The 26,294-nt window shown below is 48.4% G+C and carries 25 protein-coding genes, 1 tRNA gene and 1 other RNA gene; 3 read left to right on the top strand and 24 right to left on the bottom strand.

What is annotated here, in order from left to right; translation table 11 throughout:
• Position 1 precedes the first annotated feature (1 nt).
• Entirely contained in the window at positions 2-1,984 is a 1,983-nt protein-coding gene (locus tag KNP60_RS03815) for an ATP-dependent nuclease (RefSeq protein ID WP_214796964.1), read from the bottom strand.
• A 410-nt stretch (positions 1,985-2,394) separates the two neighbouring features.
• Positions 2,395-3,357 carry a phospholipase D-like domain-containing protein gene (locus KNP60_RS03810; protein ID WP_214796963.1) on the bottom strand — a complete coding sequence of 321 codons (963 nt, stop codon included), beginning with the start codon at positions 3,355-3,357 and terminating at the stop codon, positions 2,395-2,397.
• A 508-nt stretch (positions 3,358-3,865) separates the two neighbouring features.
• Here KNP60_RS03810 and KNP60_RS03805 point away from each other — a divergent pair.
• Positions 3,866-4,012: a hypothetical protein gene (locus tag KNP60_RS03805; protein ID WP_214796962.1), complete on the top strand. Its 147-nt coding sequence runs from the start codon at positions 3,866-3,868 to the stop codon at positions 4,010-4,012.
• Between the two features lie 48 nt (positions 4,013-4,060).
• Here the strand turns inward: KNP60_RS03805 and KNP60_RS03800 are convergent, their stop codons facing one another.
• From KNP60_RS03800 to KNP60_RS03695, 22 genes are all read right to left on the bottom strand, one after another.
• Positions 4,061-4,708 (bottom strand): hypothetical protein, encoded by a 648-nt coding sequence (locus tag KNP60_RS03800; RefSeq protein ID WP_214796961.1) that lies wholly within the window; start codon positions 4,706-4,708, stop codon positions 4,061-4,063.
• Positions 4,705-5,184, bottom strand: a complete 480-nt coding sequence (locus tag KNP60_RS03795; protein WP_214796960.1) for a GNAT family N-acetyltransferase — start codon at positions 5,182-5,184, stop codon at positions 4,705-4,707. The genes KNP60_RS03800 and KNP60_RS03795 overlap by 4 nt, the downstream gene beginning before the upstream one ends.
• A 185-nt stretch (positions 5,185-5,369) precedes the next feature.
• Positions 5,370-6,326 (bottom strand): HNH endonuclease signature motif containing protein, encoded by a 957-nt coding sequence (locus KNP60_RS03790; protein WP_214796959.1) that lies wholly within the window; start codon positions 6,324-6,326, stop codon positions 5,370-5,372.
• A 71-nt stretch (positions 6,327-6,397) separates the two neighbouring features.
• Positions 6,398-7,006: a hypothetical protein gene (locus tag KNP60_RS03785; protein ID WP_131472346.1), complete on the bottom strand. Its 609-nt coding sequence runs from the start codon at positions 7,004-7,006 to the stop codon at positions 6,398-6,400.
• 189 nt (positions 7,007-7,195) lie between these two features.
• Entirely contained in the window at positions 7,196-7,351 is a 156-nt protein-coding gene (locus tag KNP60_RS03780; RefSeq protein ID WP_214796958.1) for an alcohol dehydrogenase, read from the bottom strand.
• Between the two features lie 127 nt (positions 7,352-7,478).
• Positions 7,479-7,834: a transfer-messenger RNA gene (gene ssrA / locus KNP60_RS03775) on the bottom strand.
• A gap of 49 nt (positions 7,835-7,883) precedes the next feature.
• On the bottom strand, positions 7,884-8,354 hold the full coding sequence (smpB, locus tag KNP60_RS03770) for an SsrA-binding protein SmpB (protein ID WP_029595066.1): 471 nt from the start codon (positions 8,352-8,354) through the stop codon (positions 7,884-7,886).
• A gap of 49 nt (positions 8,355-8,403) precedes the next feature.
• Positions 8,404-10,806 carry a ribonuclease R gene (gene rnr / locus KNP60_RS03765; protein ID WP_214796957.1) on the bottom strand — a complete coding sequence of 801 codons (2,403 nt, stop codon included), beginning with the start codon at positions 10,804-10,806 and terminating at the stop codon, positions 8,404-8,406.
• Positions 10,807-10,821: 15 nt separating this feature from the next.
• Positions 10,822-11,562, bottom strand: a complete 741-nt coding sequence (locus tag KNP60_RS03760) for an alpha/beta hydrolase (protein ID WP_214796956.1) — start codon at positions 11,560-11,562, stop codon at positions 10,822-10,824.
• Between the two features lie 102 nt (positions 11,563-11,664).
• Complete coding sequence (gene secG, locus KNP60_RS03755; RefSeq protein WP_012726902.1) at positions 11,665-11,889, bottom strand: preprotein translocase subunit SecG; 225 nt, start codon at positions 11,887-11,889, stop codon at positions 11,665-11,667.
• 73 nt (positions 11,890-11,962) lie between these two features.
• Positions 11,963-12,850, bottom strand: a complete 888-nt coding sequence (locus tag KNP60_RS03750; protein ID WP_052090147.1) for a YitT family protein — start codon at positions 12,848-12,850, stop codon at positions 11,963-11,965.
• A gap of 54 nt (positions 12,851-12,904) precedes the next feature.
• Positions 12,905-14,245, bottom strand: coding sequence for a glycosyltransferase (locus tag KNP60_RS03745; RefSeq protein WP_214796955.1), 1,341 nt, complete (start codon positions 14,243-14,245; stop codon positions 12,905-12,907).
• Entirely contained in the window at positions 14,242-15,450 is a 1,209-nt protein-coding gene (locus KNP60_RS03740) for a glycosyltransferase family 4 protein (protein WP_251131338.1), read from the bottom strand. The genes KNP60_RS03745 and KNP60_RS03740 overlap by 4 nt, the downstream gene beginning before the upstream one ends.
• A 21-nt stretch (positions 15,451-15,471) precedes the next feature.
• Positions 15,472-16,353 carry a UTP--glucose-1-phosphate uridylyltransferase GalU gene (galU, locus tag KNP60_RS03735; protein ID WP_214752933.1) on the bottom strand — a complete coding sequence of 294 codons (882 nt, stop codon included), beginning with the start codon at positions 16,351-16,353 and terminating at the stop codon, positions 15,472-15,474.
• Positions 16,354-16,823: 470 nt separating this feature from the next.
• Positions 16,824-18,116 (bottom strand): phosphopyruvate hydratase, encoded by a 1,293-nt coding sequence (gene eno, locus KNP60_RS03730; RefSeq protein ID WP_214796953.1) that lies wholly within the window; start codon positions 18,114-18,116, stop codon positions 16,824-16,826.
• Positions 18,117-18,153: 37 nt separating this feature from the next.
• Positions 18,154-19,692, bottom strand: coding sequence for a 2,3-bisphosphoglycerate-independent phosphoglycerate mutase (gene gpmI / locus KNP60_RS03725; RefSeq protein WP_214763323.1), 1,539 nt, complete (start codon positions 19,690-19,692; stop codon positions 18,154-18,156).
• Positions 19,693-20,445 carry a triose-phosphate isomerase gene (gene tpiA, locus KNP60_RS03720; RefSeq protein WP_034778525.1) on the bottom strand — a complete coding sequence of 251 codons (753 nt, stop codon included), beginning with the start codon at positions 20,443-20,445 and terminating at the stop codon, positions 19,693-19,695.
• An 18-nt stretch (positions 20,446-20,463) separates the two neighbouring features.
• Positions 20,464-21,648, bottom strand: coding sequence for a phosphoglycerate kinase (locus KNP60_RS03715; RefSeq protein WP_131437839.1), 1,185 nt, complete (start codon positions 21,646-21,648; stop codon positions 20,464-20,466).
• Between the two features lie 98 nt (positions 21,649-21,746).
• Entirely contained in the window at positions 21,747-22,754 is a 1,008-nt protein-coding gene (gap, locus tag KNP60_RS03710) for a type I glyceraldehyde-3-phosphate dehydrogenase (RefSeq protein ID WP_034778529.1), read from the bottom strand.
• Positions 22,755-22,813: 59 nt separating this feature from the next.
• Positions 22,814-23,839, bottom strand: coding sequence for a sugar-binding transcriptional regulator (locus tag KNP60_RS03705; protein WP_034780023.1), 1,026 nt, complete (start codon positions 23,837-23,839; stop codon positions 22,814-22,816).
• Positions 23,840-23,951: 112 nt separating this feature from the next.
• The gene (locus KNP60_RS03700; protein ID WP_034778531.1) at positions 23,952-24,209 is read right to left on the bottom strand and encodes a glutaredoxin family protein; all 258 of its coding nucleotides are present in this window, start codon (positions 24,207-24,209) and stop codon (positions 23,952-23,954) included.
• 1 nt (position 24,210) lies between these two features.
• Positions 24,211-25,356, bottom strand: coding sequence for an RNA polymerase factor sigma-54 (locus KNP60_RS03695; RefSeq protein ID WP_214796952.1), 1,146 nt, complete (start codon positions 25,354-25,356; stop codon positions 24,211-24,213).
• Between the two features lie 123 nt (positions 25,357-25,479).
• Between KNP60_RS03695 and KNP60_RS03690 the strand changes: the two genes are divergently transcribed.
• Together KNP60_RS03690 and clpP are read left to right on the top strand one after the other, a co-directional pair.
• Positions 25,480-25,552 (top strand) — tRNA-Arg (locus tag KNP60_RS03690).
• A 151-nt stretch (positions 25,553-25,703) separates the two neighbouring features.
• Positions 25,704-26,279 carry an ATP-dependent Clp endopeptidase proteolytic subunit ClpP gene (gene clpP, locus KNP60_RS03685; RefSeq protein ID WP_138859072.1) on the top strand — a complete coding sequence of 192 codons (576 nt, stop codon included), beginning with the start codon at positions 25,704-25,706 and terminating at the stop codon, positions 26,277-26,279.
• Positions 26,280-26,294: the final 15 nt, after the last annotated feature.

Below are 26,294 nucleotides of genomic sequence, written 5' to 3'. Positions count from 1 at the left end.
ATCACTCTTCTCCTATAACATGTTTAATAGCTTCAACTAAATGATTAAAACAATCATCTTTTAACAAATGATCTTTTAAATCCATTTGATTTTTTATAAGGAATTGAGCAAATTTTTGAGCAACTACTGCTTTTGAAATATTTCTTTTCAAGAGAAAATTGTATACAACTGTAGCTCTAAGATTAGTATCTTTGATTTTTCCCCACTCTTCGAGTTGATCCCTTCTATTCGCTACGTCTTTATAATTGGTGTCTAATATTATTTCTTCAAATACTCTTCCCAATGAACTCATGAGAATAGAATGTTCTAAGGTCCAGGGCGAAGAAATAAAAACTTTTGTACGTTCCTTATTATTGAAATAGCGTGTTTCAATTTCGTACTTTGTGCTTTCTTTGTAAGAGTCAAAAATACTTTCCTGATTAGCAATTAAAGCTTCTAATTCTGAATGGATAATATCAAATTTACTCTTTTGTTGTACTTTGTCTAGCTTTTTAATTTCTTTACCATATATAGTTTTAGATTTCTTGAATAAATCTTCTAATTGAATATAATTTCCTTCAAGGTCATTATTTGTGGCATCTACCTTGTATATGTTTGCAATTTTATTGTTTAAGTCTTCATCTATTTGAAAATAGCTAGGTCCATCATAATAATCGGAGGGTTTTAAGTCTAAATCTGTAATTATAGACACTGGAAAATTCATCAACCGAGTTACATCATTCCGTAAAAAAATCGAAGAATATCTTTTAAAAGCTAAATTCCCTACATTTACTATTGAAATTCCATATTTATATAAAGGAAAACCTATTACTTCTGAAATCGCCGGAAGAAGTAAATTTTCTGCATCTCCCTCGACAAAAATAATGCCTTGAGCAAAAAACATATTTGCTTTGGTAGCATCTAAAAATCTTTCTAAAAATTCATAATCATCATTTTCTAGCTTTGTATAGCCTTTTTTCATCGAAAAAGCTTGTTGTTCGTATAAAAAAATAATGCTTTCTAATGAAATAGAGGCAGCTAATACAGGACTATGCGATGTGAAAATGTACTGCATATCTGTATCACTAGAACTCTTTTCAAAATGTTTAATAACGCGTAATTGAGCTTGAGGATGTATATGTGCTTCGATTTCTTCTATGAGTGCTAGTTTAGGACCAATCTCTCCTTCCTTTAACAGAAGTAATTCAACCGCCATAAACAGTAAATTAGAACTTCCTAATCCAGTTCCTAGTTCGCCTAAATTCAACTCTAGTTTTCTTAGTATTTCTGAAAAACCCATTTCTTTATGTCTAATTGCTGGATTTTTTTGATTATTAAGTTCAAAAAATTCATTAACTGTACCACCTACTTTACTAAGTACTGGTTCATCAAGAATTTTTTTCAATTCATCAAAAGCATTAGTAAAAAGACTAATTATAGTATCTTGTTCCTCACTTCCATTTTTAAAAGAATTCAAGCTTTTTACAACCTGAGCAATTCGTGAGCGATATCCAGGACTAAGTTCTGAAGACGCATCACGTAATGGTTTTAAGTAAGTTATGCATAACAAATTTCTAACAACATCTTCCATGCCAACTTCTAAACCATCAGGTCCCGCTTTTATACTCTTTTTGATTTTTTGCTGCCCATTTATATCGTTATAAATTTCTGCTTCCAGCATTAAACGCAGTTCTGACTTTGTCTCATGGAAAGTTAACCATTCATAAAAAAATGCTTCTTCTTCTAAAGTAAGTTCATCGAATAAGCATTCAATTTTCAACTTAGAAGTTCCAACATGAAAATCTTGATCTGTAATCCAAGTTACTTCCTGACTATTAGTACCCAATATAATTTTAATTGCATCAATGATTGCAGTCTTACCTGCATCGTTTTCTCCAATTAGTACATTTAAACCTTTACTAAATTCAATTTCAATTCCTGGTAAACCACATTCTTTTTCAGAATATTTTCGCCAGTTCCATAACCTTAGTACTTTTAAATACACTATATAAACCTCCATATCCTTATATATATTAATTTTTATTTCTGTACATAAAATAGAAATTTATCAATAAAAATAAAATATATATTAAAAAATTATAGAATTATCCAAAAATGAATAAAAGTAAGGTTTCAAAATTACTATAAATTCAAATAATTATATAGTATAGGTCTTTCATAAATAAAAAATGGTAAAACCCTTTCGTCTAAAGGCATTTACCATTTTATAAAAACAAATTAAAAATTGTAGATAATAGAGACCTCGAAATCGAATTCGCGTCCAGAAGCTACAATACACCGGCTTTTTCAATCCCAAGCACTGCTATATCAACATTCAAAGTACTATACATTTGTGAACTTGATTAAAATACCTTATTGATTAAAATCCATATCAATTTGTCATCAAACCGAAAACTATTCTTCTATTAAATTTAAATTTTCATAAATCGTGTTTTTTAACATTATATGTTTTATTTCCTCAATTAATTTAAGTATATTTTCTACAATAGGCTCAATCTGATCAAACATTACAAGTAGTTCTTCACCATTCAAATGATGGAACTTATCATCTTTATCTGCATCTAATTCTTTAAGAACTGTATTCATCGTACTATCAGTCTCTCCAGTATCAATTTCATAGAAACGCTCCCATAATTTACTTTCCCTAGAATCCATAAATTCTTTAAAATCATTAATATTAGAAATAAATAAGCTTAATTGAACTTTTAAAGCCTCTTTAAAATTATTAGCTTGGCTATCATTGAAAAAACCGCTATATTCTTCACATATATTATCAATAGTCTCAAATAACTTTTCATCTAATTCAATAAATTTGTACCACTCTTCTTTAGGAAAACAAGCATCATTAATATCAAAAATTTCAATTTCAGGTATGTATGGAGGATCACCTACAATCGTAAAAATATTTGAACGCAGGTTTTCAAATACCCCCTCCATATTCTCCTTAATTTCTTCCATAACTCTAACGTAGTCCGATGTAGCATACCTTATAGAGTTAGATTTTATCAATTCAAATATATTATTGTTTATCTTTTCTATATCTCTTTTACTTTCAACAATAATTCCGAGTTCAATTTTCTCTGAACTGGCATCCGAAAAATTTTGAGAACCTATATACGCTTTATTATTTGTCATTATTAATTTTGCGTGATTTGAGAAGTTAAAATACACATTCAAATCGTTAAACTTATTTCTTTCTAAAGTTCTCAAATACCAGTAAATTTGTCTTGAAGCATCCGAACTTCCATAAGATTTCTTTGGTATATTCAATATTAAATTTACTGGTATTTCTAATGGAATATTTTTAATTAGTGTAACTAATTCCGATTCTCCAAAAGATGTAATATTATATGTCACAATATTTATAAATCTTGCTTTGGGAAAGTCATCTATAACTGCTTGGAATCCGTAACCGCTTTGTGATAATACAACATTTCCTGTGACAGATTCTACTATACTAAATAAAGAATTAGTGATAATCCCACCTACTTTTTAATAATTTTTCTTAATTACTAAAACAAATTGGATTTTTTGCACATGGAAATTCTTGATGTACTTCTCTGATTCTATAAAAGTTTTTGTTATTTTCTCAACACTAATGGCATCAACTGCGACATTAGGATTCAAAATTTTTATTACAAATTCCTGAAAAGAAGAACCAGACAAAACAAATATAAAATAACAAGTCTATTTTTGGAAGTACAATACTTAGCATAATTAATCATATTTCATGATTAGCGACGGCGAGAGTCGAAACCGCATCCGAAGGTATTTTAACACATGCTTTTACGTGTGTAGTTTATCAATTAAGTCTCAATGTAACACCGTTGATACATAGGTGGTGTCTCATACAGGTGGATGGCTCGTGATGCGTGGTCTATTCAAAAAGAACAAGAGCGGGCTCATCCGGTTCGGCACACTCGTCATCGTAGGTCTATTGATTTCACTCGGCCTGTTCATGTTCCTGGACGGCAGTGATACGACTGTGGCGGATGTATTTAACTTGTGGTGACTAGTAACTGAACAAAATCACTTCCTGCCCACAGAAGATATTTTTTCATTAGAACGATAAGATTAACGAGGTACCGCCATTGAGGATCTCCCCGTTTTTAGCGATATAGTCGACATGAACATCCGCATGGCGTAACATGTCACTCTCTTGTAGCGCCGCCATCCAGGTACGGACGAGTGCCTCATCCCCTGACGCTGGCTCCCGATGAATCGTCACTAAGATTGTCGGTACGACGTCGGCTGTTCTATAGGCGAGCGGGTTCGCCGCCGAGGCGTCGAGTTGTCGCACGGCTACTTCATCGTAAAAAACGTCGTACGTGACGTCGTGACCAAACGCCGTCATTACTGAATCTTCGATGGCATCCGTCACGTCGTCTTCCCATTTCGATGCGAGGAACGTGTCGACGACTTCCCCTGTCGTCTCATCCGCATAGACGAAAAACTCGGTCCCTGTCACGGAATCAACTGCAGTCGCCGCATATTCGAACGGGAAATTCCCCATGTTGTCGAACGTGACCTCTGTCGTCAATTCGGCATTGTCGAAACGCTCCGCTACATACGGCTCAGCGAGTTGGATTGCTTTTGCTTCTTCATCGGGATCGGACTGCATCGACTGGTTGAACGCAAAAACAAGTCCTCCTATCCCGACGACAAGTACTCCAATTCCGGCCAATGTCCATTTCCAAAAGCGCCTCACCTCGACACCTCTCCCAAACTCTTATTCATCGCAATCGAAGCTTGTTGGAATCCGAGGCGTGCATAAAGTCGCTGAGCATCCGGATTTGAGCCAAATACACTCAGCCCAATCGAAGTCGCCCCAAGTTCGTGCGCTGTAATCGTCTCAAGTAGTTGCAATGCCGCCGTCGCATATCCGCGTCTGCGATAGGCTTCGTGCATCCAAACATGATAAATGAAGACACGTTTTGATTCTTCCTGAAAGGCGTACCATAAAATCCCGACTCGCGTCGCACCGTCCATCACATGGACGACTGTTTGTCCCTCAGTCGGTTGATTGTCTGGAAACAGGCTACGAATCAATTGCGTCGACTCTTCTTGCGCCAGTGCAGCAGATAATTGATAATTGCGGGCGACGTCGTTCGCATAATCATCAATCAACCACGTCAAATAAGAAGTAAGTTCTCTTTCGTCCATCTTTTCAAAATGAATATTCATCATTGTTCCCCTCACAATCTTCTTCCCTTCAGTTTATCATACAATTTATGGGGAAATTATCGGATTAAATACTCATCCAATCTCTGTATCCTTTTGGACGTGTTCTGAAAAAGATTTATGTAAGAAGGAATAATCAAAAAATTAAAATGAATCGAACCTTACTCATCAGGTTCGACTCATTTTAATTACTTCGGCATCCAATTGGCTTCAAACCCATTTTGCACCGCATAGTCATACAGGTGAATTAATTTCGTCTCTTTGTATGTCTCCATCTGCTCTGCCACTCGCAACTCATGGTTTCGTTCCACGAGCGCGTAAAGATAATCAACCTTCGCCATCCGATTGTTCTTGCTCGTATTACAAGTCGGACAAGCGAGGACAAAATTCCATAGAACATCATTCTGTATGTAAGACCACGGGATAAAATGGTCGACATGGATCTGTTTGAGCGGCTTCATGCAATAAAAACAGACGGAATGACCGTGACTCAGTAAAATCTGTTTGAACTCGTCGAGCGATTGACGAGCCGAGACGAATTCGATTTTGTTCAAGATTCGCTCCATCGCTTCGCGTGTATTGTATTTTTCCAGAAAGACGGCGAGTTGATAATTCGTAACATTCATCAATACCCGTTTATATTTCTCAAAAAAGATGACGTAGCTCGGCACAAGTTTGACCCACTCTTCTTTCCGATTGAATGAATAGACGGTCCCCTCGAACGAGGTATAGAACGATCCGTACACGTACTTCTTATAGAACTGATTCACGTTTCGAATCAATTGTTGTTGCTGCTGAACCGGCAGACGATCAAAGTTCCAAGTGGACGGAATCTCATGCATCGCTTGAAATGCGAGCATTGTTTTTTCCACCGAACTCAATTTTCCAAGTTGATTCACTTGTCGTAATCCGTGCGTCACAATCAAATTCCAATACATCTTCGTCACGTGTTTCGAAATTTGCTGGAACGTCACCACACCGGAATCACTCAATTCGGTCGTGCATTCAAGTAACGCTTTCATGAGAATATGCTTGTATGTCGTCGTATGTGTCGCGTTCATTAAAAACTGTTGCGTGAAGCGCCACAAATCCGTTTCTGTTAAGTACTCACTTTTCGCTTCAGCGACTTCTAAATTCCAGCCCAATGACCTCACCCCCACTCATTCGTTACATCATCGATTATAACGAATGAGGAACAAGAACGGATCAAGGTGAATCAAACAGGAGCCGAAAACTCTTTTTTGATTTGTTCTATATCGATATTTGTTTTTTCATGAATATAATTGACTAACGTATCATGCTGTTCCACAGTATTTAGCTTTTTAAATTTCTCAACATCGCCTTCAAAGCCTTTGAAATACTCGCTTTGATATTCAGGATTGTTAAAGAGCTTTAGATATTCCATATAATCTTTCACGGTCATCTGGCTCACGATTTGAGACAGGATTGCATCCCACTCTTTTATCCGACTCTCATGAATCTGTTTTTTGATGACGATGTCCTGCGCCTGCTCGAATTTGATTTGTTGAATGCATTGCTCCACTTCCATCTTATACTTGAACAGTTCATCTCGATTTTGAGTGTTTAATGCGGGAACAACCTCAGCTAAATAATATTGATATCTCTTCTTTCGAGGATGCATGATTTTGTCTTTTGGTTTTTTAGGATTTGATTCTTTATTCGTACGCTTACTAAGTCGTTCCTTTACACCGAGTGCACCAATTGCTCCAACAATTTCTTTTTTATGTTCAAGTGCAAACTTTCCTACTGCCGGACCATACTTCTTGACTCCATTTATAATTAATTCCGTAGATTTTTTTGACATGATGATTCCTCCTATGATGGTTATATATTCTCGTGACAATTTTTAAAATAGCTCATAGTTTATATTCAACAAAGTAATATTCAATCCTTTGACACCATTCAAAAAACCAAATAATGGAATCGTACATTTACAAAGAAAGGATTATTGAGCAATCACTCAATAATCCTTTTTCGCTATAACGCCTCTTGATCACTCACCAGCTTGTTTCTTCTCTTTTTGCTTTTGCAAATATGCTTCTCGAAGCTGATTAAGTTTATCTTTTTTGTTCGAAACAGCTGGTTTTTTACCGTCTTGATACTTGGCAGCAGCCACCTTACTTTTCGTATCTAACTGATATTTTCCCATTTGATTCACCTGCTTTCATTTCATTGTGATTGAGTTGCTCCATAAAAATCAAAAGACCTTCTAATCTCAATGAAATTAGAAGGTCTTCATGAAATATCATTGATCACAGTCCATGTAGACTGTTTAAAAATGGAGACGGCGGGAGTCGAACCCGCGTCCGAAGGCATCGTAACGCATGCTTCTACGTGTGTAGTTTATCTATTGAATCTCAATGTGACACTGCCGATAAACAGGCGTTGTCGCATCCAGTCTGATTCATCTCTTCTTCGCGCCCTCAGACGGCGAGGTTGAAGCGTAGCTTGCTTAGTTTGAGACCCTGAAAGTCATCCACACAAGCGATGGATGTCAGGATCCGCAGGGCACTTAGGCTGCTGCGAGTTGTGTGTTAGTTTTGCCAGTTATAGGCGTTTGCGTTTTAACGAGGCCGACCCCTCGACACGCCACATACGACCGACCTACCCCCGTCGAATCCATAACGTCCCCGAGGTGGTAATTGGTACTACAACAACTATACCACAATCAGGTCTCGCTGTCAGTATTTTTGCCGGTCCCGGAGAGCCCGGTCGACATCGCGCTTCGCATCTTTCTTCTTCAAGTCGTCGCGCTTGTCATACTTCTTCTTCCCGCGCCCGATGCCGAGGAGACATTTGGCGAAGCCGTTCTTCAGATACACTTTGAGCGGGATGATCGTATATCCGTCACGCCCTTGCGCGCCGATGAGCTGATTAATTTGCTTCTTATGCAACAATAGCTTTCGGACACGAAGCGGCTCGTGGTTGAAGCGGTTCCCTTGCTCGAACGGGCTGATATGACAGTTATGAAGCGTCGCCTCGCCACCATCAAAGCGGACATACGCGTCGGCGATGTTGATCTTTGACTGGCGCACCGATTTAATCTCGGTCCCCGTCAACACCATGCCGGCTTCAATCGTATCTTCGATCGCATAATCGAAGGACGCTTTTCGGTTTTGCGCGAGCGCGTTCGAATCTTTCTTCTTGGCCATAGACATTCAGTCCTTTACTTCAATATAGAGGAGGGGTCGCCCCCTCCCGTCAGCGACGCTTCTTCGATCCGCGTTTGGCGTCGCCTTTACGTTTTTGACCGTCTTTCTTCTTCAAGTCGAGCACCGACCGTCCTTGCGACGACTTCGGCTTCTCGCCTGGTTTCGACGGTTTCCCGGCTTGGCCCGGTTTCCCTGGTTTGCCCGGCTTGCCGCGCTTCGGACGTTTGTCGTCACGGCCGCGGCCTTTTTTGTCATCCTTCTTCGGACGACCTTCCGTCGCTTTAATCGTCGTCGGTTGGCGACGGCGCGACTGTTCCCGCTTCGGCATGCCGACGACGGTGAAGTCGATCGTGCGCTCGTCCAAGTTGACGGCGTCGACCTTGACGCGCACCGCGTCACCGATCCGGAACTGACGTTTCGTCCGCTCGCCGAGCAACATGAGCTGCGACTCGTCGAAGTGGTAGTAGTCATCCATCGACTGGAGACGAACGAGTCCTTCGATCGTGTTCGGAAGCTCGATAAACATCCCGAAGTTCGTGACACCGCTGACGACGCCATCGAACTCTTCACCGAGACGTGATTCCATGTACTCGGCTTTCTTCAAGGCTTGCGTCTCACGTTCGGCATCGACCGAACGACGCTCGCGTTTCGACGCCTGTTCGGCGATCGAACCGAGACGGTCCTCGTACTTGGCGATCGTCTTCTCTGACACGTCGCCGTTGAAAGCATACGTGCGCATGAGACGGTGGACGATCAAGTCCGGGTATCGACGAATCGGTGACGTGAAGTGCGTATAGAAGTCGGTCGCTAGGCCGAAGTGACCGAGCGAGACATCGTCGTACTTCGCCTGTTGCATCGAACGGAGCATGATCGTGCTGATGACCGGCTCTTCCGGTTCACCCGAGATCGCCTTCAAAATCTTCTGAAGCGTCTTCGGTTCGACCTTCTGGCCTTTGAACCGCTCGATATGCACGCCGAAGTTCGCGACGAAGTCGAAGAAGAAGTCGAGCTTGTCCGATTTCGGGTTATCGTGCACACGATAGATGAACGGCACGTCCATCTTGTGGAAGTGTTCGGCGACCGTCTCGTTGGCCGCGAGCATGAACTCTTCGATCAACTTCTCGGCGACCGAGCGTGGACGCAAGACGATGTCTGCCGGTTTGCCTTCTTCGTCGACGACGACTTTCGCCTCGGCGAAATCGAAGTTGATGGCACCGCGTGAGTTGCGGCGTTTACGAAGTACTTCCGCGAGTTCGGCCATCAGGTCGAACAACGGGATGTACGGCTCGTACCGTTCGAGCGTCGCTTCGTCATCGCGTTCGATGATCTCGCGGACGTTCGTATACGTCATCCGCTCCGTCGTCTTGATGACACTCGGGAACAGCTCATGGTGGACGACCTTCCCGTTTTGCGGGGAGATCTCCATGACGCAGCTGAGCGTCAACCGGTTGACGTGCGGGTTGAGTGAACAAATCCCGTTCGAGAGACGGTGCGGCAACATCGGGATGACGCGGTCGACGAGATACACACTCGTCCCCCGTTCGAACGCCTCGACGTCGAGCGGTGACCCTTCCGTCACGTAATGTGACACGTCGGCGATGTGGACGCCGAGCTCATAGTTACCGTTGTCGAGTTTCTTGACGTGGACGGCATCGTCCAAGTCTTTCGCGTCTTCGCCATCAATCGTGAAGATCGTCTCGTTACGAAGGTCGACGCGGCCCATGAAGTCTTTCTCGTCGGCCTCGTCCGGTACGGCGTTCGCCTGGTCGATGACATCTTCCGGGAACTCCGTCGGGATGCCGTGCTTATAGACGATCGATAAGATGTCGACGCCTGGGTCGTTCTTGTGTCCGATGATGCGGACGACGTCACACGCTCCGGCGAAACGTCCGTCCGGATATTTCGTGATGCGGACGACGACTTTATGGCCATCGACGGCACCGAGCGATTTGTCCGGGTTGACGACCGGCCAGAAGTTGATGCGCTTGTCGTCCGGCTCGATGAAGGCGAACTGGTCGAGGCGTCCGCTCGGGAGCGTATACGTCCCGACGAACTCCGACAAGCCACGCTTCAAGACTTTGAGGAGCACGCCCTCGGTCTTGCCGCGGTTGTCCTCGCGCTTTTTGACGAGAATCGTGTCCCCGTGGTAGACGTCTTTCAATTGGTCGGGCGGAAGGAACACGTCCTCCGTCTCCCCTTCGACCGATAAGAAGCCGAAGCCGCGTTGGTGAATCGAGATGATTCCCGCTGCTTGGCCGAGCACGGCGAGCGTCCCGTAACGGTTCGTCCGTGTGCGGCCGATTAAGCCCTCTTCTTCGAGGGTGTTCAAGGTACGGATGAGCTCTTTAAAGGCATCCGTTGACTCGAGCGCAAGACGCTCGGTCAATTGGTCCACCGTCAGTGCTTTGTCACTGGCTTGGATGATTTCTAGTAGTTGGTCACGTAAATTCAACGTGACACCTCCTTTTTAGACTGACCAGTCTAACGTTTCGAGAAAATCGAGCACGTCCTGGTGCAGTTTCTCTTTTTCTTTATCGAGTGTGATCACGTGTCCCGACTCCTCATACATGAGCAGTTCTTTTTGGAACGCGTTGATCGCCTCGTAAATTTCGTGTGCAGATTCAGGATCGACCATTTGATCTTTCGCCCCTTGGACGACGAGCGCCGGGACGAAAATATCTTCGAGTTTTGTCGTCGTGTCACGGACGAAGGCACGGAGGTCCTTGAGCGTCGGCATCGGTTTGAAGTCCGCCATCTCCTGTTCGATCTGTTCAGGTGATTTGTCTTCTCGAGATTTATATTCTCGAGCGTAGGCTTTGACTCCTTTGTATAACCGATCTTCGGCATCGATTCCGGTCGGGGCGCACATCGGGATGACGCCTTTGACGTTTTCCTCCGAAGCGAGGCGAAGCGACATGACGCCGCCGAGCGAGAGGCCACAGACGGCAATCTCCTCATAGCCTTTATCTTTCAACGACTGGTAGGCGTTCAAGACGTCCTCCCACCAGTCCGCCGGTCCGTACTGAAGCAATTCTTCCGGCGGCACGGCATGACCCCGGTACTGGGGACCCATACACGTATAGCCTTCTTTTTGCAGGAAACGACCGAGCATGCGGACATCCGCGCTCGATCCGGTAAAGCCATGTAACATCAACACGGCACGTGGTCCGCCTTCAAAGAAGAACGGTTTCGGTGCTGTAATCTTCATTGCTAACGTCATCTCCTCATACAATCCATTATTCCCAAAAAATAATTGAAAAAAACAAAAGCCGACCGCCTCACGTAAAAATCGAGAACGATCAGCCTTTCATCATAATGATGCGACTAGTAATCCTAAAATGAAAAACAATGTGCCTAGTACAGCTGCAGTTCGGTTCAAAACAGCGTCGAAGCCGCGCGCTTTCTGGCGGCCGAACAACTGCTCCGCGCCACCTGCAATCGCCCCAAGACCTTGCGACCGACCTGACATGAGCAGTACGACGACAATCAATAAAACAGCCACGACGAGCAGGCTGATTGTAGCGATCGTTTGCATAGTAGTCAGTTCCTCCTTCTTTTTACACGCTTCTTATTATATAGAAGTTGGCGTCAAAACGCCAGCGTTCAAATTATCGGGATGGGTAGCTGAACCCTTCCCCGATAACCTCTTTCACTTGGTGGATGACGACGAAGGCACGCGGGTCGGTCACTTCGACGATTCGCTTGAGCGGACCGATTTGACGCTTGTCGACGATCATATACAACATGTTCTTGTCCTGCTTCGTGTAGTAGCCGTGGCCATGGATAATCGTTGCCGAGCGGCCGAGCGTCTCCGTCAACACGACGGCGAGTTCTTCTTGCTTGTCGCTGATGATGGTGACGGCCTTGCGGATGTTGAGCCCTTCAGCGACGAGGTCGATGACCCACGAGCCGATGATGATGGCGATCAATGTATAGAGCACGACTTGTTCCCCGAGGATGAATCCCGACGCCCCGACGACGATCGCATCGATGATGAACATCGACACGGCGACGCTCATGTGCAAATACCGCTCCATGAGGCGGGCGATGATGACCCCGCCCCCGGTCGTCCCACCGACGCGGAGCACCATGCCGATACCGACACCGATCATGATCCCGGCGTAGACGGCCGCGAGCAGTTTGTCCTCGGCCGGGCTGCCCCAACTATGGGTCAAGCTGAGGAAGAATGACGTCGCGATGACGGCAACGACCGAATAGACCATTGTCCGGCGGTCGAGCAGTTTATAGCCGACGATGAACAACAGACCGTTCCCGATGATCGACGTGACACCGAGGTCCCAGCCGAACAAGTAGTAGAGGATGATCGTGACCCCGAGCAGGCCGCCTTCCGAGAAGTCGTTCGGGACGGTGAAGTAGTTCACCCCGAACGAGAGAATGAATGAGCCGGCGATGATCCAGGCGATATCCTTCAAGGAAATCGATTGGAGCTTCTTCCAGACTTGTTGACGCAGTAGATGTTGTTGCTGACGTTTCATCAATTTTCCCCCTTCCATAAAAAAAGACCGCGGCACAAAGTCGCAGTCTTCATCTTACTGTTGAGCTGGCTTTGGCGCACCGTCTTTCATAATCGGCAACTTGCGGTCCACGACATTCGTGTAGACGTTCAAGAGTGCCTCTTTTTCCAAATCCCAGTTATATTGCTCACGCGCCGTCTTCGTATTCTCTTTGACACGGGCGTAGAGTGCTTGATCGTCGAGCAGGCGGTTGACGCCTTCGGCGATCGATTGTGGGTCGTGCGAGTCGACGACGACACCGACGTCGTTCCCGGCGACGACACGTTCGATTTCCGGGAAGTCACATGAGACGACCGGTACTTCGGCCATCAAATATTCGAACAGCTTGTTCGATGACGCCGAGTAGTGGTTGAAACAGACGTTGTTCAACACTTGGAAACCGAGATATGCGTTCATCGTATAGTACGGTAACGCCTCGACCGGTACTTTGTCAATCATCTTGACGCGGTCGCTGACGCCTTCGTCCTCGATCATCCGTTTGATGACCGGTTTGAGTTTTCCGTCCCCGATCATGACGAGCGTGCCTTCGTTGAAGTCCTTGACGGCGAGGATGAGCTGCTCGAGTCCGCGGCCGGCTTGAATGCCGCCTTGGTACAAGAGGATCTTCTCATCTTTCGGCAAGTCGAGGAGTGCATGCAAGTCTTTACGGAGCGAGAAGTCGAGCGGACGATAGAACGGATAGTTGTGGAGCACGTACGGATAGAAGCCGTAGAGCTCTTCGTTGTGCGCCGCGCGCGTGTGGTTCTCAACCATCATCGAATCGACGTACGGCAAGAGCCAGCCTTCGAGGTTACTTTGGATATAGCCGTAACCGGTCCGGTCCGTCTGGACTTCATGTGAGTCGTAGACGATCTTGCCTTTGTTGACGATTTTCCCGGCGATGAGCGCCTGCGGGAGCGTGTTCAAGTCGTTGGCGTGATAGAAATCGTACGACTTTTTCGTCGAAGTGAACACCATCTCGAGCATCGCGCTCGCGTTGACGATGTTTTTACGCACCGGCGGGAACAAAATCGCACCTGCTGCCGCACCGAGTCCGAGCATCGTCAATGGTGCGAGGATGAACAATCCCGCGCCGACGAGTCCAGCCCCGAGCTGGCGTGTCTTCTTCTCAGACACCCATGTCCGAATCGATTTGAGCGCCTTCATCCCATTGGCGAGAATCGACGGCTGACGTTTGACGCGAATGACGCGGAACCCTTCCGGACGCATCTCTTCTTTCGGGAGCGACGGATTTTTCGGGTCTTGAAGCGCAATCAAATCGACTTCATAGCCCGCTTCGGCGAGCGCCGAGCATTCGCGCAAGACGCGCGCATCATTCGTAAAATGGTTCCATACAAACATACATACTGACTTCATCGTGTTTCCTCCATCGTTACTTTTTCGATCACGTCTTCGAGGACGTGTATATTGTTTTCCCAGCACAGATTCTCTTTCACATAACGGATCCCGTTCACACCGTATTTCTCACGCAACTCGGGACGTTCGAGCAATTTACGGAGCATGTGCTCGATCTCATTGATGTCACGCTTCCGTGACACGTAACCGACCTCGGCCGCTTCGATGACATTCGCCGCATGGCCTGACACCGCCGCGACGATCGGTTTACCGACCGCCATGTAGTCGATCAGTTTGCCCGGGATGACCGTATCGAACACTTCTTGCTCAATCAGGCTGACGAACGCGACGTCCGCGTTCTTGATGGCTTGGAACGCCTCCGTCCGAGGCATCGCCTCGAGGAAGAGGAAGTTCTTGAAACCACGGGCCTTGATTGTCTCTTTCAACTCGTTCTTCCGGTACCCGTAGCCGATCAATTTGAAGTGAACGCGCGGCTCGTCACGGAACCGCTCCGCGAGTTCAAGCAAGAGTAACACGTCTTGGGCGAGGCCCATGTTCCCGGCGTACAGGATTTCCATCCGGTCGTCCTCGGGGACCGTCCGCTCGAGATTGCGCTCGCTCTCACGAATCGAGTTCGGCATGTAGTGGATCATCTCGTTCTCGACGCCGCGCTGGCGAAGATAGCTGCGGAACCCTTCCGAGTTGATGATGATTTCATCGGCCGATTTGTAAAGACGCTTCTCGAACCAGAACGCCGGGGCGAGCATCCAGTCGTGTTTGAACACGCCGACGCCTTTCACCGACTCCGGCCAGAGGTCACGCACGTCCAAGATGAACGGGACGCCGTACTTGCGTTTCGCATACACGCCGACGAACGCCATAAAAAAAGACGGGGTCGTCGCAAAGACGACATCCGGTTTCGAGTCGAGCTTTTGGACGGCGGCGACGCCTTTGATCATCTGTTCCAAAAACAAAGCGAGCCGGCTCACCATGTTCGACGTATGTTTGCGCTTCTTCGTGATGAGCCGCTTGATGAACGGCTGATTGTTGAGCGCCTTGTCATTCCAGAAGCGATCGTCTTTATACAAGTTGAAGTTCGGATACGATGGGGCGGCCGTGATGACCTCCACTTCGTATCCGCGTTCCTTCATGAGATGCGTGATATTTTGCATCCGGTTGCCGGCACTGCCGATCTCCGGATAATAGTTTTGACAGACCATTAACATTGTTTTCAAAAATAACACACCTTACTGTTGTTCGAGTTCGTCCACGAAGCGCTTCAAGAGCGTGCGGACGTTGGCTTTTAAATCTGGGTCGCACAGCGCGTGGGCGATCGTCGCTTCGATGAAGCCGATCGGTTCCCCGACGTCATAGCGACGCCCGTCAAATTCATAGGCGAAGACGGTCTCCACCTCGTTCAAGCGGGCGATGGCGTCCGTCAATTGGATCTCGCCTCCCGTCCCGACTTCTTGCGCCGACAACGCCTCAAAGACGTCCGGCGTCAAAATGTAACGGCCGAGGATGGCGAGGTTCGATGGGGCTTCACCGACGGCCGGTTTCTCAACGAACGTCCGGACCGGGATGAGCTTTCCTTCGACGGCAAGCGGGTCAATTATACCATATCGATTCGTCATTTCATACGGGACGCGTTGCACCCCGATGATCGAGCGCTCATACTGCTCGTACTGGTCGATCAATTGCTTCGTCGCCGGCACGTCCGCCTCGATGATATCGTCCCCGAGCAGGACCGCGAACGGTTCGTCGCCGATGAACTTCCGGGCACACCAAATCGCGTGGCCGAGCCCTTTTGGTTCCTGTTGCCGTATGTAGTGGATGTTGGCGAGGTTCGACGAGTGGCGCACCGACTCGAGGAGCTCGGTCTTGCCTTTTGACTCGAGGTTCTGTTCAAGCTCGATGGCTCGGTCGAAATGGTCCTCGATGGCGCGCTTGTTCTTCCCGGTCACGATAATGATGTCCTCGATGCCGGAAGCGACGGCTTCTTCCACGATGAATTGAATCGTCGGTTTGTTGACGATCGGGAGCATCTCTTTTGGCATCGCCTTCGTCGCCGGCAAGAAGCGGGTACCGAGCCCGGCGGCCGGGATGATGGCTTTCCGTACGCGTGTCATGGACGTCTCTCCTTTTTGTAGTCTGTATCTGATTATACCCAATTTTCAAGCGTTCACGCACACAAAAAAACGGCCGTGACATACGTCACGACCATTTCCGGTCTTCCATATACTTGTACAGGAAGTAACCACCGACACCGAGCGCAATGAGAAGAAGGAGAAAACCGCTGACCATCATGACGAACGCCTCCTTTCACCTACACTACTCTATTCCCGGAAACGGAGCAGAATATACTATCCGCCCTGGCGGCACCGATGCTTTCTGCAGGCAATCTACGGTGCCGCTTGGACGGAATCAGACGGTGGGCGACTCCTTGGGGAGAGTGATGCAAGGATGACCCCGTAAAGCGCGCGTGCGCTGCGGAGGCATCCGCATCACCCCAGGAAAGCGTCCCACCGTCTGATGAAGGTTATTCAAATAACAAACCACAAAAAAACAAGCCCGCACAAGGCGGGCCTGAAAACATCAATTATTTTTTGAGATTGTAGAACGACTTGATCCCGTCGTATTTCGCTACATCGCCGAGCATGTCTTCGATGCGGAGAAGTTGGTTGTACTTCGCGATACGGTCTGTACGCGAGAGCGAACCAGTTTTGATTTGACCAGCGTTTGTTGCAACCGCGATGTCCGCGATTGTTGCGTCTTCTGTTTCACCAGAACGGTGTGAGACAACTGCTGTGTAACCAGCTTTTTTAGCCATTTCGATCGCGTCAAATGTTTCTGTGAGCGTACCGATTTGGTTAACTTTGATGAGGATCGAGTTCGCGATACCTTTTTCGATTCCTTCAGCCAATTTCGCTGTGTTCGTTACGAAGAGGTCATCCCCAACGAGTTGAACTTTGTTACCGATTTTCTCAGTGAGCAATTTGTGGCCATCCCAGTCGTTTTCGTCGCAACCATCTTCGATTGAGAGGATTGGGTACTTGTCAACGAGTTCTGCGTAGAAGTCTACGAGTTCTGCAGTTGTAAGTGATTTGCCTTCGCCAGCGAGTTCGTACTTGCCAGTCGACTTGTCATAGAACTCAGAAGATGCAACGTCCATTGCGAGGTAGACGTCTTCACCTGGTTTGTAACCAGCTTTTTCGATCGCTTTAAGGATAACAGTGATCGCTTCTTCGTTTGACTTAAGGTTTGGTGCGAAACCACCTTCGTCACCGACTGCTGTGTTAAGACCCATACCAGAAAGAACTGATTTGAGGGCGTGGAATACTTCAGCACCCATACGGAGCGCTTCACGGAACGTTGGCGCACCAACAGGCATGATCATAAACTCTTGGAAGTCAACGTTGTTGTCCGCGTGCGAGCCACCGTTGATGATGTTCATCATTGGTGTTGGAAGTGTCTTCGCGTTGAATCCACCGAGGTACGTGTAAAGTGGAAGACCGAGCTCATCAGCTGCTGCGTGAGCTGCTGCCATTGAGACACCAAGGATTGCGTTTGCGCCGAGCTTCGCTTTGTTTGGTGTGCCATCAAGTTCGATCATTTTAGCGTCGATTGCATTTTGGTCGAAAACATCGTAGCCGATGAGTTCAGGTGCGATTGTGTCGTTTACGTTCGCAACGGCTTTGAGTACACCTTTACCAAGGTAGCGTGACTTGTCGCCATCACGGAGTTCAACTGCTTCGTGCTCACCAGTTGATGCGCCTGATGGGACGAGGGCACGGCCGAAACCACCGTCTTCTGTGAAGACTTCTACTTCGATTGTTGGGTTACCGCGTGAATCCAAAATCTCGCGTGCGTAAATTTCTGTAATCATTGACATATTGATTCGCTCCCTTTTATTTGGAAAGTTTTTTGAGTTACTTCGTGACGATTGATGTGCCGGTCATTTCTGCCGGTTGCTCTCCACCAAGCAGGTGAAGGAGCGTCGGGGCGAGGTCGCATAAAGCGCCTTCTAGAACTGGTTTCAGTTCCACCCCTTCTTTCGTGACGATACATGGTACTGGTTCCGTCGTGTGGGCCGTCATCGGTGAGCCGTCCGGGTTCGTGACGAGGTCAGCGTTCCCGTGGTCCGCCGTGATAATCGCCGCGCCGCCTTTAGCAATGAGTGCGTCCACTACTTTACCGAGGCATTCGTCGACGACTTCGACAGCTTTCTTCGTCGGTTCGAGCATACCGGAATGGCCGACCATGTCCGGGTTCGCGTAGTTGATGATATACGCGTCATACGTGTCCGATTCGATGCGTTCGAGAAGACCTTCCGTGAGCTCGTATGCGCTCATTTCCGGCTTCAAGTCGTACGTCGCCACTTTCGGTGACGGTACGAGGAAACGATCTTCACCTTCGAACGGTGTTTCTTGTTGTCCGTTCAAGAAGAACGTGACGTGCGGGTATTTCTCAGTTTCCGCAGCGCGGAGCTGTTTGTACCCTTGCGCGGCGAGAGTCTCACCGAGCGTGTTTTTCAAATCTTCTGGTGGGAAGACGATGTCCGTGTCGATTTCATCCGAGAATTTCGTCATCGAGACGAGCAAGATGTTCTCTGGATGTGTGTTCGAAAGTTCGAAGCCTTTGAAGCCGGTCTTCTCTTTGAACACTTTCGCGAGCTCGATGGCCCGGTCCGGACGGAAGTTGAAGAACATGATCGCGTCGTTATCTTTGATCGTCGCGACCGGTTGTCCATCTTTCTCGATGACCGTCGGTAAGACGAATTCATCCGTCAAGCCGTCTGCGTACGACTGTTTAAGCACGTCGACCGCACTCGTGCCGACTTCGCCTTTCGCGTTGACGAGCACGTCGTATACTTTCTCGACGCGTTCCCAACGGTTATCGCGGTCCATGGCATAGTAGCGTCCAGACACGCTAGCGACTTGACCGAGTCCGAGTTCAGCGAGCTTCGCTTCCGTCTGTTCGAGGAAGCCAGCGCCTGATTTCGGATCACAGTCACGGCCGTCCGTGAAAGCGTGAATGTATACTTTTTCGATGCCATGAAGTTTTGCGAACTCGACGATGGCGTACATGTGGTTGATGTGAGAGTGAATCCCACCGTCTGAGACGAGGCCCATGATGTGGAGGCTCGAATCATACTTTTTCACATGTCCGGCCAAGTGATTCATCGCTTGGCGGTCGAAGAGTGAACGGTCTTTGATGGCGTTGTTGACGCGTGAAAGTGACTGATAGACGACCCGGCCGGCACCGATGTTCAAGTGACCGACTTCCGAGTTCCCCATCTGACCTTCCGGAAGGCCGACGTACTCGCCTTTCGCGTTGAGGAGCGTATGTGGATACTGCTCCCAGTAGCGGTCGAAGTTCGGTTTGTTCGCCGCAGCGACCGCATTACCGAACGTTTCGTTCCGCATTCCAAAACCATCCAAGATGATGAGGGCGACTGGTCTTGCCATTTAAATCGCCTCCAACAACTTGAGGAACGAAGCAGCTTCAAGTGAAGCACCGCCGACGAGCGCGCCGTCGATGTCTTCTTGCGCCATATACTCCTTGATGTTCTCAGGTTTTACAGAACCGCCGTATTGGATGCGAACCGCAGCCGCCACGTCTTCACCGTAAAGACCTTTTACCACGTCACGAACATATTTGCATGAGCTTTGCGCATCTGCTTCGTCCGCTGATTTACCAGTGCCGATCGCCCAAACTGGCTCGTACGCGATGACGAGTTGTTTGACTTGGTCAGCTGAGAGGTCCGCGAGGCCACCTTCGACTTGCGTCTTGATGACTTCTTCGAACTTGTCGCCTTCGCGCTCTTCTAATGTCTCACCGACACAAACGATTGGCGTAAGACCGTGTTCGAACGCTTTTTTCGTTTTGCTGTTGATGAAAGCATCAGATTCGCCGAAGTATTCGCGACGCTCTGAGTGTCCAAGGATGACGTATGTCACGCCGAGGTCAGCGACCATGGCCGGGCTGATTTCGCCTGTGTATGCCCCGCTGTCTTTGTCGTACATGTTTTGAGCACCGAGCTTAAGGTTTGACCCCTTCGCTGCTTCTACCATCGGTGCGAGGAAAAGTGCTGGTGCACCAATCGCCGCGTCAACTTTGTCCGTTGACGGGATGTTATTTTTAACTTCCTCTACGAAAGCGACAGCTTCCGAGAGTGTTTTGTTCATTTTCCAGTTACCTGCAATAATCGGTTTACGCATCGATAACCCTCCTCTATTTTACTTGTCGTTCAACGCTTCGACGCCTGGAAGTTTCTTGCCTTCCATGAATTCGAGTGAAGCGCCGCCACCAGTCGAGATGTGGCTCATTTGGTCAGCAAGGCCGAACTTGGCTGCTGCCGCGGCTGAGTCACCACCACCGATGATTGAGTATGCGTCGCTGTCTGCGAGTGCTTGAGCGACACCTTTCGTTCCGTTAGCGTACTTATCGAGTTCGAATACGCCCATCGGTCCGTTCCAAACGACAAGTTTCGATTCGCGAATCGCTTCCGCGTAAATTTCGACTGTCTTCGGTCCGATATCAAGACCCATGTGATCCGCAGGGATCGAGTCGATATCGACTGGTCCGACGTATGTCTCTTCGCCGAATTCTTTCGCAATGACACAGTCGACCGGCATCAAGAACTTCACGCCTTTGTCTTCTGCTTTTTTCATGAACTGACGAGCGAGGTCGAGCTTGTCTTCTTCAAGGAGTGACGTTCCGACTTCGTGCCCGAGTGCTTTCGAGAACGTGTACGAGAGACCGCCACCGATGATGAGTGTGTCAACGATGTCAAGAAGGTGGTCGATGACCCCAATCTTGTCAGCAACTTTCGATCCGCCGATAATCGCCGTGAACGGACGGTCTGGATTCGAGAGTGCCTTCCCGAGGACTTCAAGTTCTTTCTCCATCAAGAGACCAGCCACCGCGTGGTCCACGTTTTGCGCGATACCTTCTGTTGAAGCGTGGGCACGGTGAGCCGCACCGAACGCGTCGTTGACGAAGATATCCGCGAGTGCCGCGAAACCTTTCGCGAGTTCTGGATCGTTTTTCGTTTCACCAGGGTAGAAACGGACGTTCTCGAGAACGACGACGTCACCTTCACCAAGTTTTGAAACGGCTTCTTCTGCGACTGGACCGTACGCCTCTTCAACGAGGGGTACATCTTTGCCGAGAAGTTCAGCGAGACGTTTAGCGACCGGTGCGAGTGAGTACTCGAGGTTCTTCTCGCCTTTTGGACGGCCGAGGTGGCTCGCCAAAATGACTTTCGCGCCGCCGTCGATCAAGTGCTTGATCGTTGGAAGTGCCGCTTGAATCCGCGTTTCATCTTGAATGACGCGATCTTTGAGTGGAACGTTGAAGTCAACGCGGCAAAAGACGCGTTTCCCTTTTACATCGATGTCACGAATAGACTGTTTGTTCATAACCTTCGCCTCCATATGTCGTGCGTGTCAATTTCATAAATAGAGCGGAGAACAATCTCTTGTTTCCGCTCCTATTTGATTCTATTTAGTTCACGAACTTACTTCGCGATTTCAGCGAAGTGCTTGAGTGTGCGAACCAATTGTGCAGTGTAAGACATTTCGTTGTCGTACCAAGAAACTGTCTTAACGAGTTGCTTGTCGCCAACTGTCATTACTTTAGTTTGTGTCGCATCGAAGAGTGAACCGTAAGTGATTCCGACGATGTCAGAAGATACGATTTCGTCTTCAGTGTAACCGAATGACTCGTTCGCTGCTTTTTTCATTGCTGCGTTGATTTCGTCAACAGATACAGTTTTCTCAAGAACTGTTACGAGCTCTGTGAGTGAACCTGTAGCAACTGGTACACGTTGTGCCGCACCGTCAAGTTTACCTTGAAGTTCTGGGATAACGAGGCCGATCGCTTTAGCCGCACCAGTTGTGTTCGGTACGATGTTTGCTGCTGCCGCACGTGCACGACGGAAGTCGCCTTTCGGGTGTGGAGCGTCAAGCGTGTTTTGGTCGCCTGTGTAAGCGTGGATTGTTGTCATGAGACCTTCAACGATTCCGAACTGGTCTTGGAGAACTTTCGCCATTGGCGCCAAGCAGTTTGTCGTACAAGAAGCACCAGAGATTACTGTCTCAGTACCATCAAGGATGTCGTGGTTTGTGTTGTAAACAACAGTCTTCATGTCACCTGTAGCCGGAGCCGAGATCACAACTTTTTTCGCGCCAGCTTTCAAGTGAAGCTCCGCTTTTTCTTTTGCTGTGAAGAAACCAGTACATTCGAGAACGATGTCAACACCGAGCTCGCCCCATGGAAGTTCTTCTGGGTTGCGGTTAGCAAGTGTAACGACTTTCTCGCCGTTTACGAGGAAGTGACCGTCGTGTACTTCTACTTCTCCGTCGAAACGACCTTGTGTCGTGTCATACTTGAGAAGGTGAGCGAGCATCTTCGTGTCAGTCAAGTCGTTGATTGCAACAACTTCGACTCCTTCGTTTTTGATGATCTCGCGGAATGCCAAACGACCAATACGTCCAAATCCGTTAATACCAACTTTTACTGCCATAGTTAATTTCCTCCTTAGGGTAGAAGCTATTTATTGAAGAGCCAACGGGGGTCAACTCTTTAATAACGATTTAATAATTCTGTCGCCGCACCTTCGTCTGTGACGAGGATGATGTTCGGCGTGTGTTTCGCATATGCGGCAATCGCTTGTGCCTTCGATTTCCCTCCGGCGACCGCGATGACGGTGTCCATGTCGTCGAGCTCCTCTAATTGGATCCCGACCGTCTTGACCCGATGAACGATTTCACCTTCGGCGTTGAAGTAATATCCGAACGCCTCGGCGACGGCATCATGCCGTTCGATCATCCGCAAATGCTCTGGTGACGCGTGACGGCGTTTCGCCATCGTTTCCGCCTCACCAATTCCATGTACCACAATTCGCGCCGCTCTAATCATTTCCAGGACATTTTTTATGCTAGGTTCCTCCACCATCCGTTCGAACGTCTCTTGCGAAACCTCGTCCGGAATGTGGAGTAAATGATAGTCGGCATGGGCCCGGTCGGCCATTCGAGAACAGACGGTGTTCGCCTGTAACTCAAGCGTCTCACCGAGTCCGCCACGTGCCGGCACGAAATGCATCGGTCGTTCTTTTTTATCGGGCGACATCATGGCCGCAACCGATGCCATCGTCGTTCCGCCTGTGACCGCGATGATATTGTCGTCAGGTGCCAGTCGCGCTTTTAGTTGCGTGACGGCGGCCCGACCGATATCTCGCTGGACCCAGAACGTCTCGTCGGAATCACCCGGTACGATGACGACTTGGCGAACGCCTAGTTTTCGCTCGAGTTCTCGTGCGACTTCCGAGATTCCTAGGATTTCTCCCATGACCTCGTGCAAGTCCCGGAGAACGTTTCGGCCCGATTCCGTAAGGGAAATACCTTGAGTAGCGACCATCAATAGACCTTGGTCTTTCAAAAAGTCAACTTCTCGTCTTAGGATTCGTTCCGTCAGCCCGAGGCTTGTGGCGAGTGTCCGGCGGCCGATTGGCTGCATCAACCGGACGTAATGTAAGATGTCGTAACGATGTCGGAGCGTATCGAGCATGTCGGGAACGATTTGCTTCTGAACTTGAATCAGCTGCTGGATCATACTCATTCCCCCTCGACTTAAAGCGTGGACAACTTTTGTCCCACTTTTATATTTGCGTCCCACCGCTACGACTTCATCTTATCAATGACCTTTCCGTCTTGCAACCCCTTCAAACGTTTTTTTTCGATGTAAGCGTATACTTAACAAAATCTTCAACTTTACTGTCATCGTATCGCCCTTGACTAATGACGCGCCCCTCGTGTAAGACGACGGGGATCTCGAACAAGTACTTTGCCTCGAGTTCTTCGTTGCCCGTGATGTCGACCTGCTCGAGTTCGAACGGATAGTCTTCCATGAGCCATTCGAGCATGACGAGCGCCTCCTCGCAGAGCGAACAGTTGGCACGTCGGTATAATGTCAGCACCATGTCAGTCCCCTCCTTTCCATAGTTGTCGTTCCCGCTCCCGCGAGTTTCCAAAACCGAGCGCCTCCCGATAGTTCGCCACGGTCCGTCGTGTCACCGTATAGCCGAGCCGGGCCAACTCTCGCATGAGTGCGGCGTCACTCAAAGGTGACGTCTCTTGTTGAATCAGTTCGGCGAGCGCCTTCTTCACCATGAACGGCGATTGCCCATGATCCGTGGACCTGACGAAAAAGTGGCGCCACGCCATGACCCCGCCCTCGGTCGCCACATACTTTCCTTGGATGGCCCGTCCGACGGTCGACTCATGCTTGCCGATCCGTTCGGCGACTTCTTTCCGCGTCAACGGATGCAAGACGAGTTTGCCGTCGAGCCAGTCCACCTGACGTTCCGCGATGACCGTCCATACTGAATGAAGCGTCGCATTCCGCATCTCGAGCGTCTCGTGCCACCACTTCGCCTCGCGGTCGTCCCCGATCCGAGTCGCATCGAGCGTTGGGCTGAACCATGTCGTCACAAGCTCATCGTCACGCCGGACGACTTCGAGTTCCGGGATGATATGCTCGGTTCCTTCATATAATATTGGTGTTTTCGGTAACGTCGCCACGATACGGGTCACCCGGTCGAACTCGGCCACCGAGATGTCGAGTCGTCCCGGGATGTCATCAACGTTCGCGTCGAGCGCCTCGAACACGTCCAAGACGAGCGGGTCGTCATGTTCAATCGCATGCCGATATTGGCAGTCCCGCTCATTCTTCGCCCCGATCCCCGTCGGTTCTAAAAACAAGAGCGCCTGGCGTGCCGCCTCAATGTCCGCCACATCGACCTCGAAGCGATGGGCGAGCACGAAGTCACTATCAGGTAAGAGGCCGCGGTGGTCTAGCGCGAGGACGAGCCGCTTTTGAAGCATACGTTGGACCTCGTTCCCACTTCCTTCCTCGATCTGTTCGAACAGACGGGACTCGAATCCGCTCGCCGTGTCCTCCACCCATTCGACCGCGCCGCTGCCGATGGCGATGTTCGGGTTCCGCTTTGACAAGCGGCCAAGCTGAAAAGCGATCGCGGTCCGGTCTGCTTCGAGAACCGGCAGACGCCTGACCATGTCCTGGGTCAGTTGTTGCTTTTGAAGTTGCTGTTGTTCTTGGCGTTGCATCGGTCACACCCCTCTCGTTTCCTATTGTAGCGAAAGGCGGGAAAACGCGCTCAAAAAAAAGTGAGACGAACAGGATTGCTTTTTTAAAAAAACAAATGTATAATAAATCGTGTCAGAGAACATGCACCCGTAGCTCAGGGGATAGAGCACTGGTTTCCGGTGCCAGGTGTCGGGAGTTCGAATCTCTCCGGGTGTATCAAAGAAAGAGGTCAGGCAGATGCCTGGCCTCTTTTGTCGTTTTAGAATCGTCAAACCGTGGAATAGGTCAAAAACGATGACTATCGTTTGACCAACATTGACTATAGCGGTATGATATGTTTACAACCTACATAAAGGAGGCAGATTCAATGTTAATTCCAACAGTTATCGAACAAACAGGTCGCGGGGAACGCGCGTACGATATTTACTCACGCTTGCTCAAGGACCGCATCATCTTGCTCGGAAGTGCGATCGACGACAACGTCGCCAACTCGATCGTTGCCCAGCTCCTCTTCCTTGCAGCCGAGGACCCAGATAAGGACATCTCACTTTACATCAACAGCCCGGGTGGTTCGATCACTTCCGGAATGGCGATTTATGACACGATGAACTTCATCAAACCGAACGTGTCGACGATTTGTATCGGAATGGCCGCATCGATGGGTGCCTTCTTGCTCCAAGCCGGTGAAAAAGGCAAACGCTTCGCGCTTCCGAACGCGGAGATCATGATTCACCAACCGCTCGGCGGTACGCAAGGTCAAGCATCGGACATCAAGATCCATGCTGAACGCATCATCAAGATGCGCGAGAAATTGAACCAAATCATGGCCGACAACACAGGCCAGCCGCTTGAAGTCATCGAGCGCGACACAGAGCGCGACTACTTCATGTCAGCTGAACAAGCGAAAGACTACGGTCTCATCGACAAGGTCATGACGCGTTAATCCAAAAGCGCCTTT

Origin of the sequence: Exiguobacterium sp. s5 (assembly GCF_018618075.1) — a bacterium.
In the GTDB taxonomy this organism is placed as follows: Bacteria; Bacillota; Bacilli; order Exiguobacteriales; family Exiguobacteriaceae; genus Exiguobacterium; species Exiguobacterium mexicanum_A.
The sequence above is the reverse complement of the archived record's forward strand: the minus strand, read 5'-3'. Positions and strand labels throughout refer to the sequence as shown.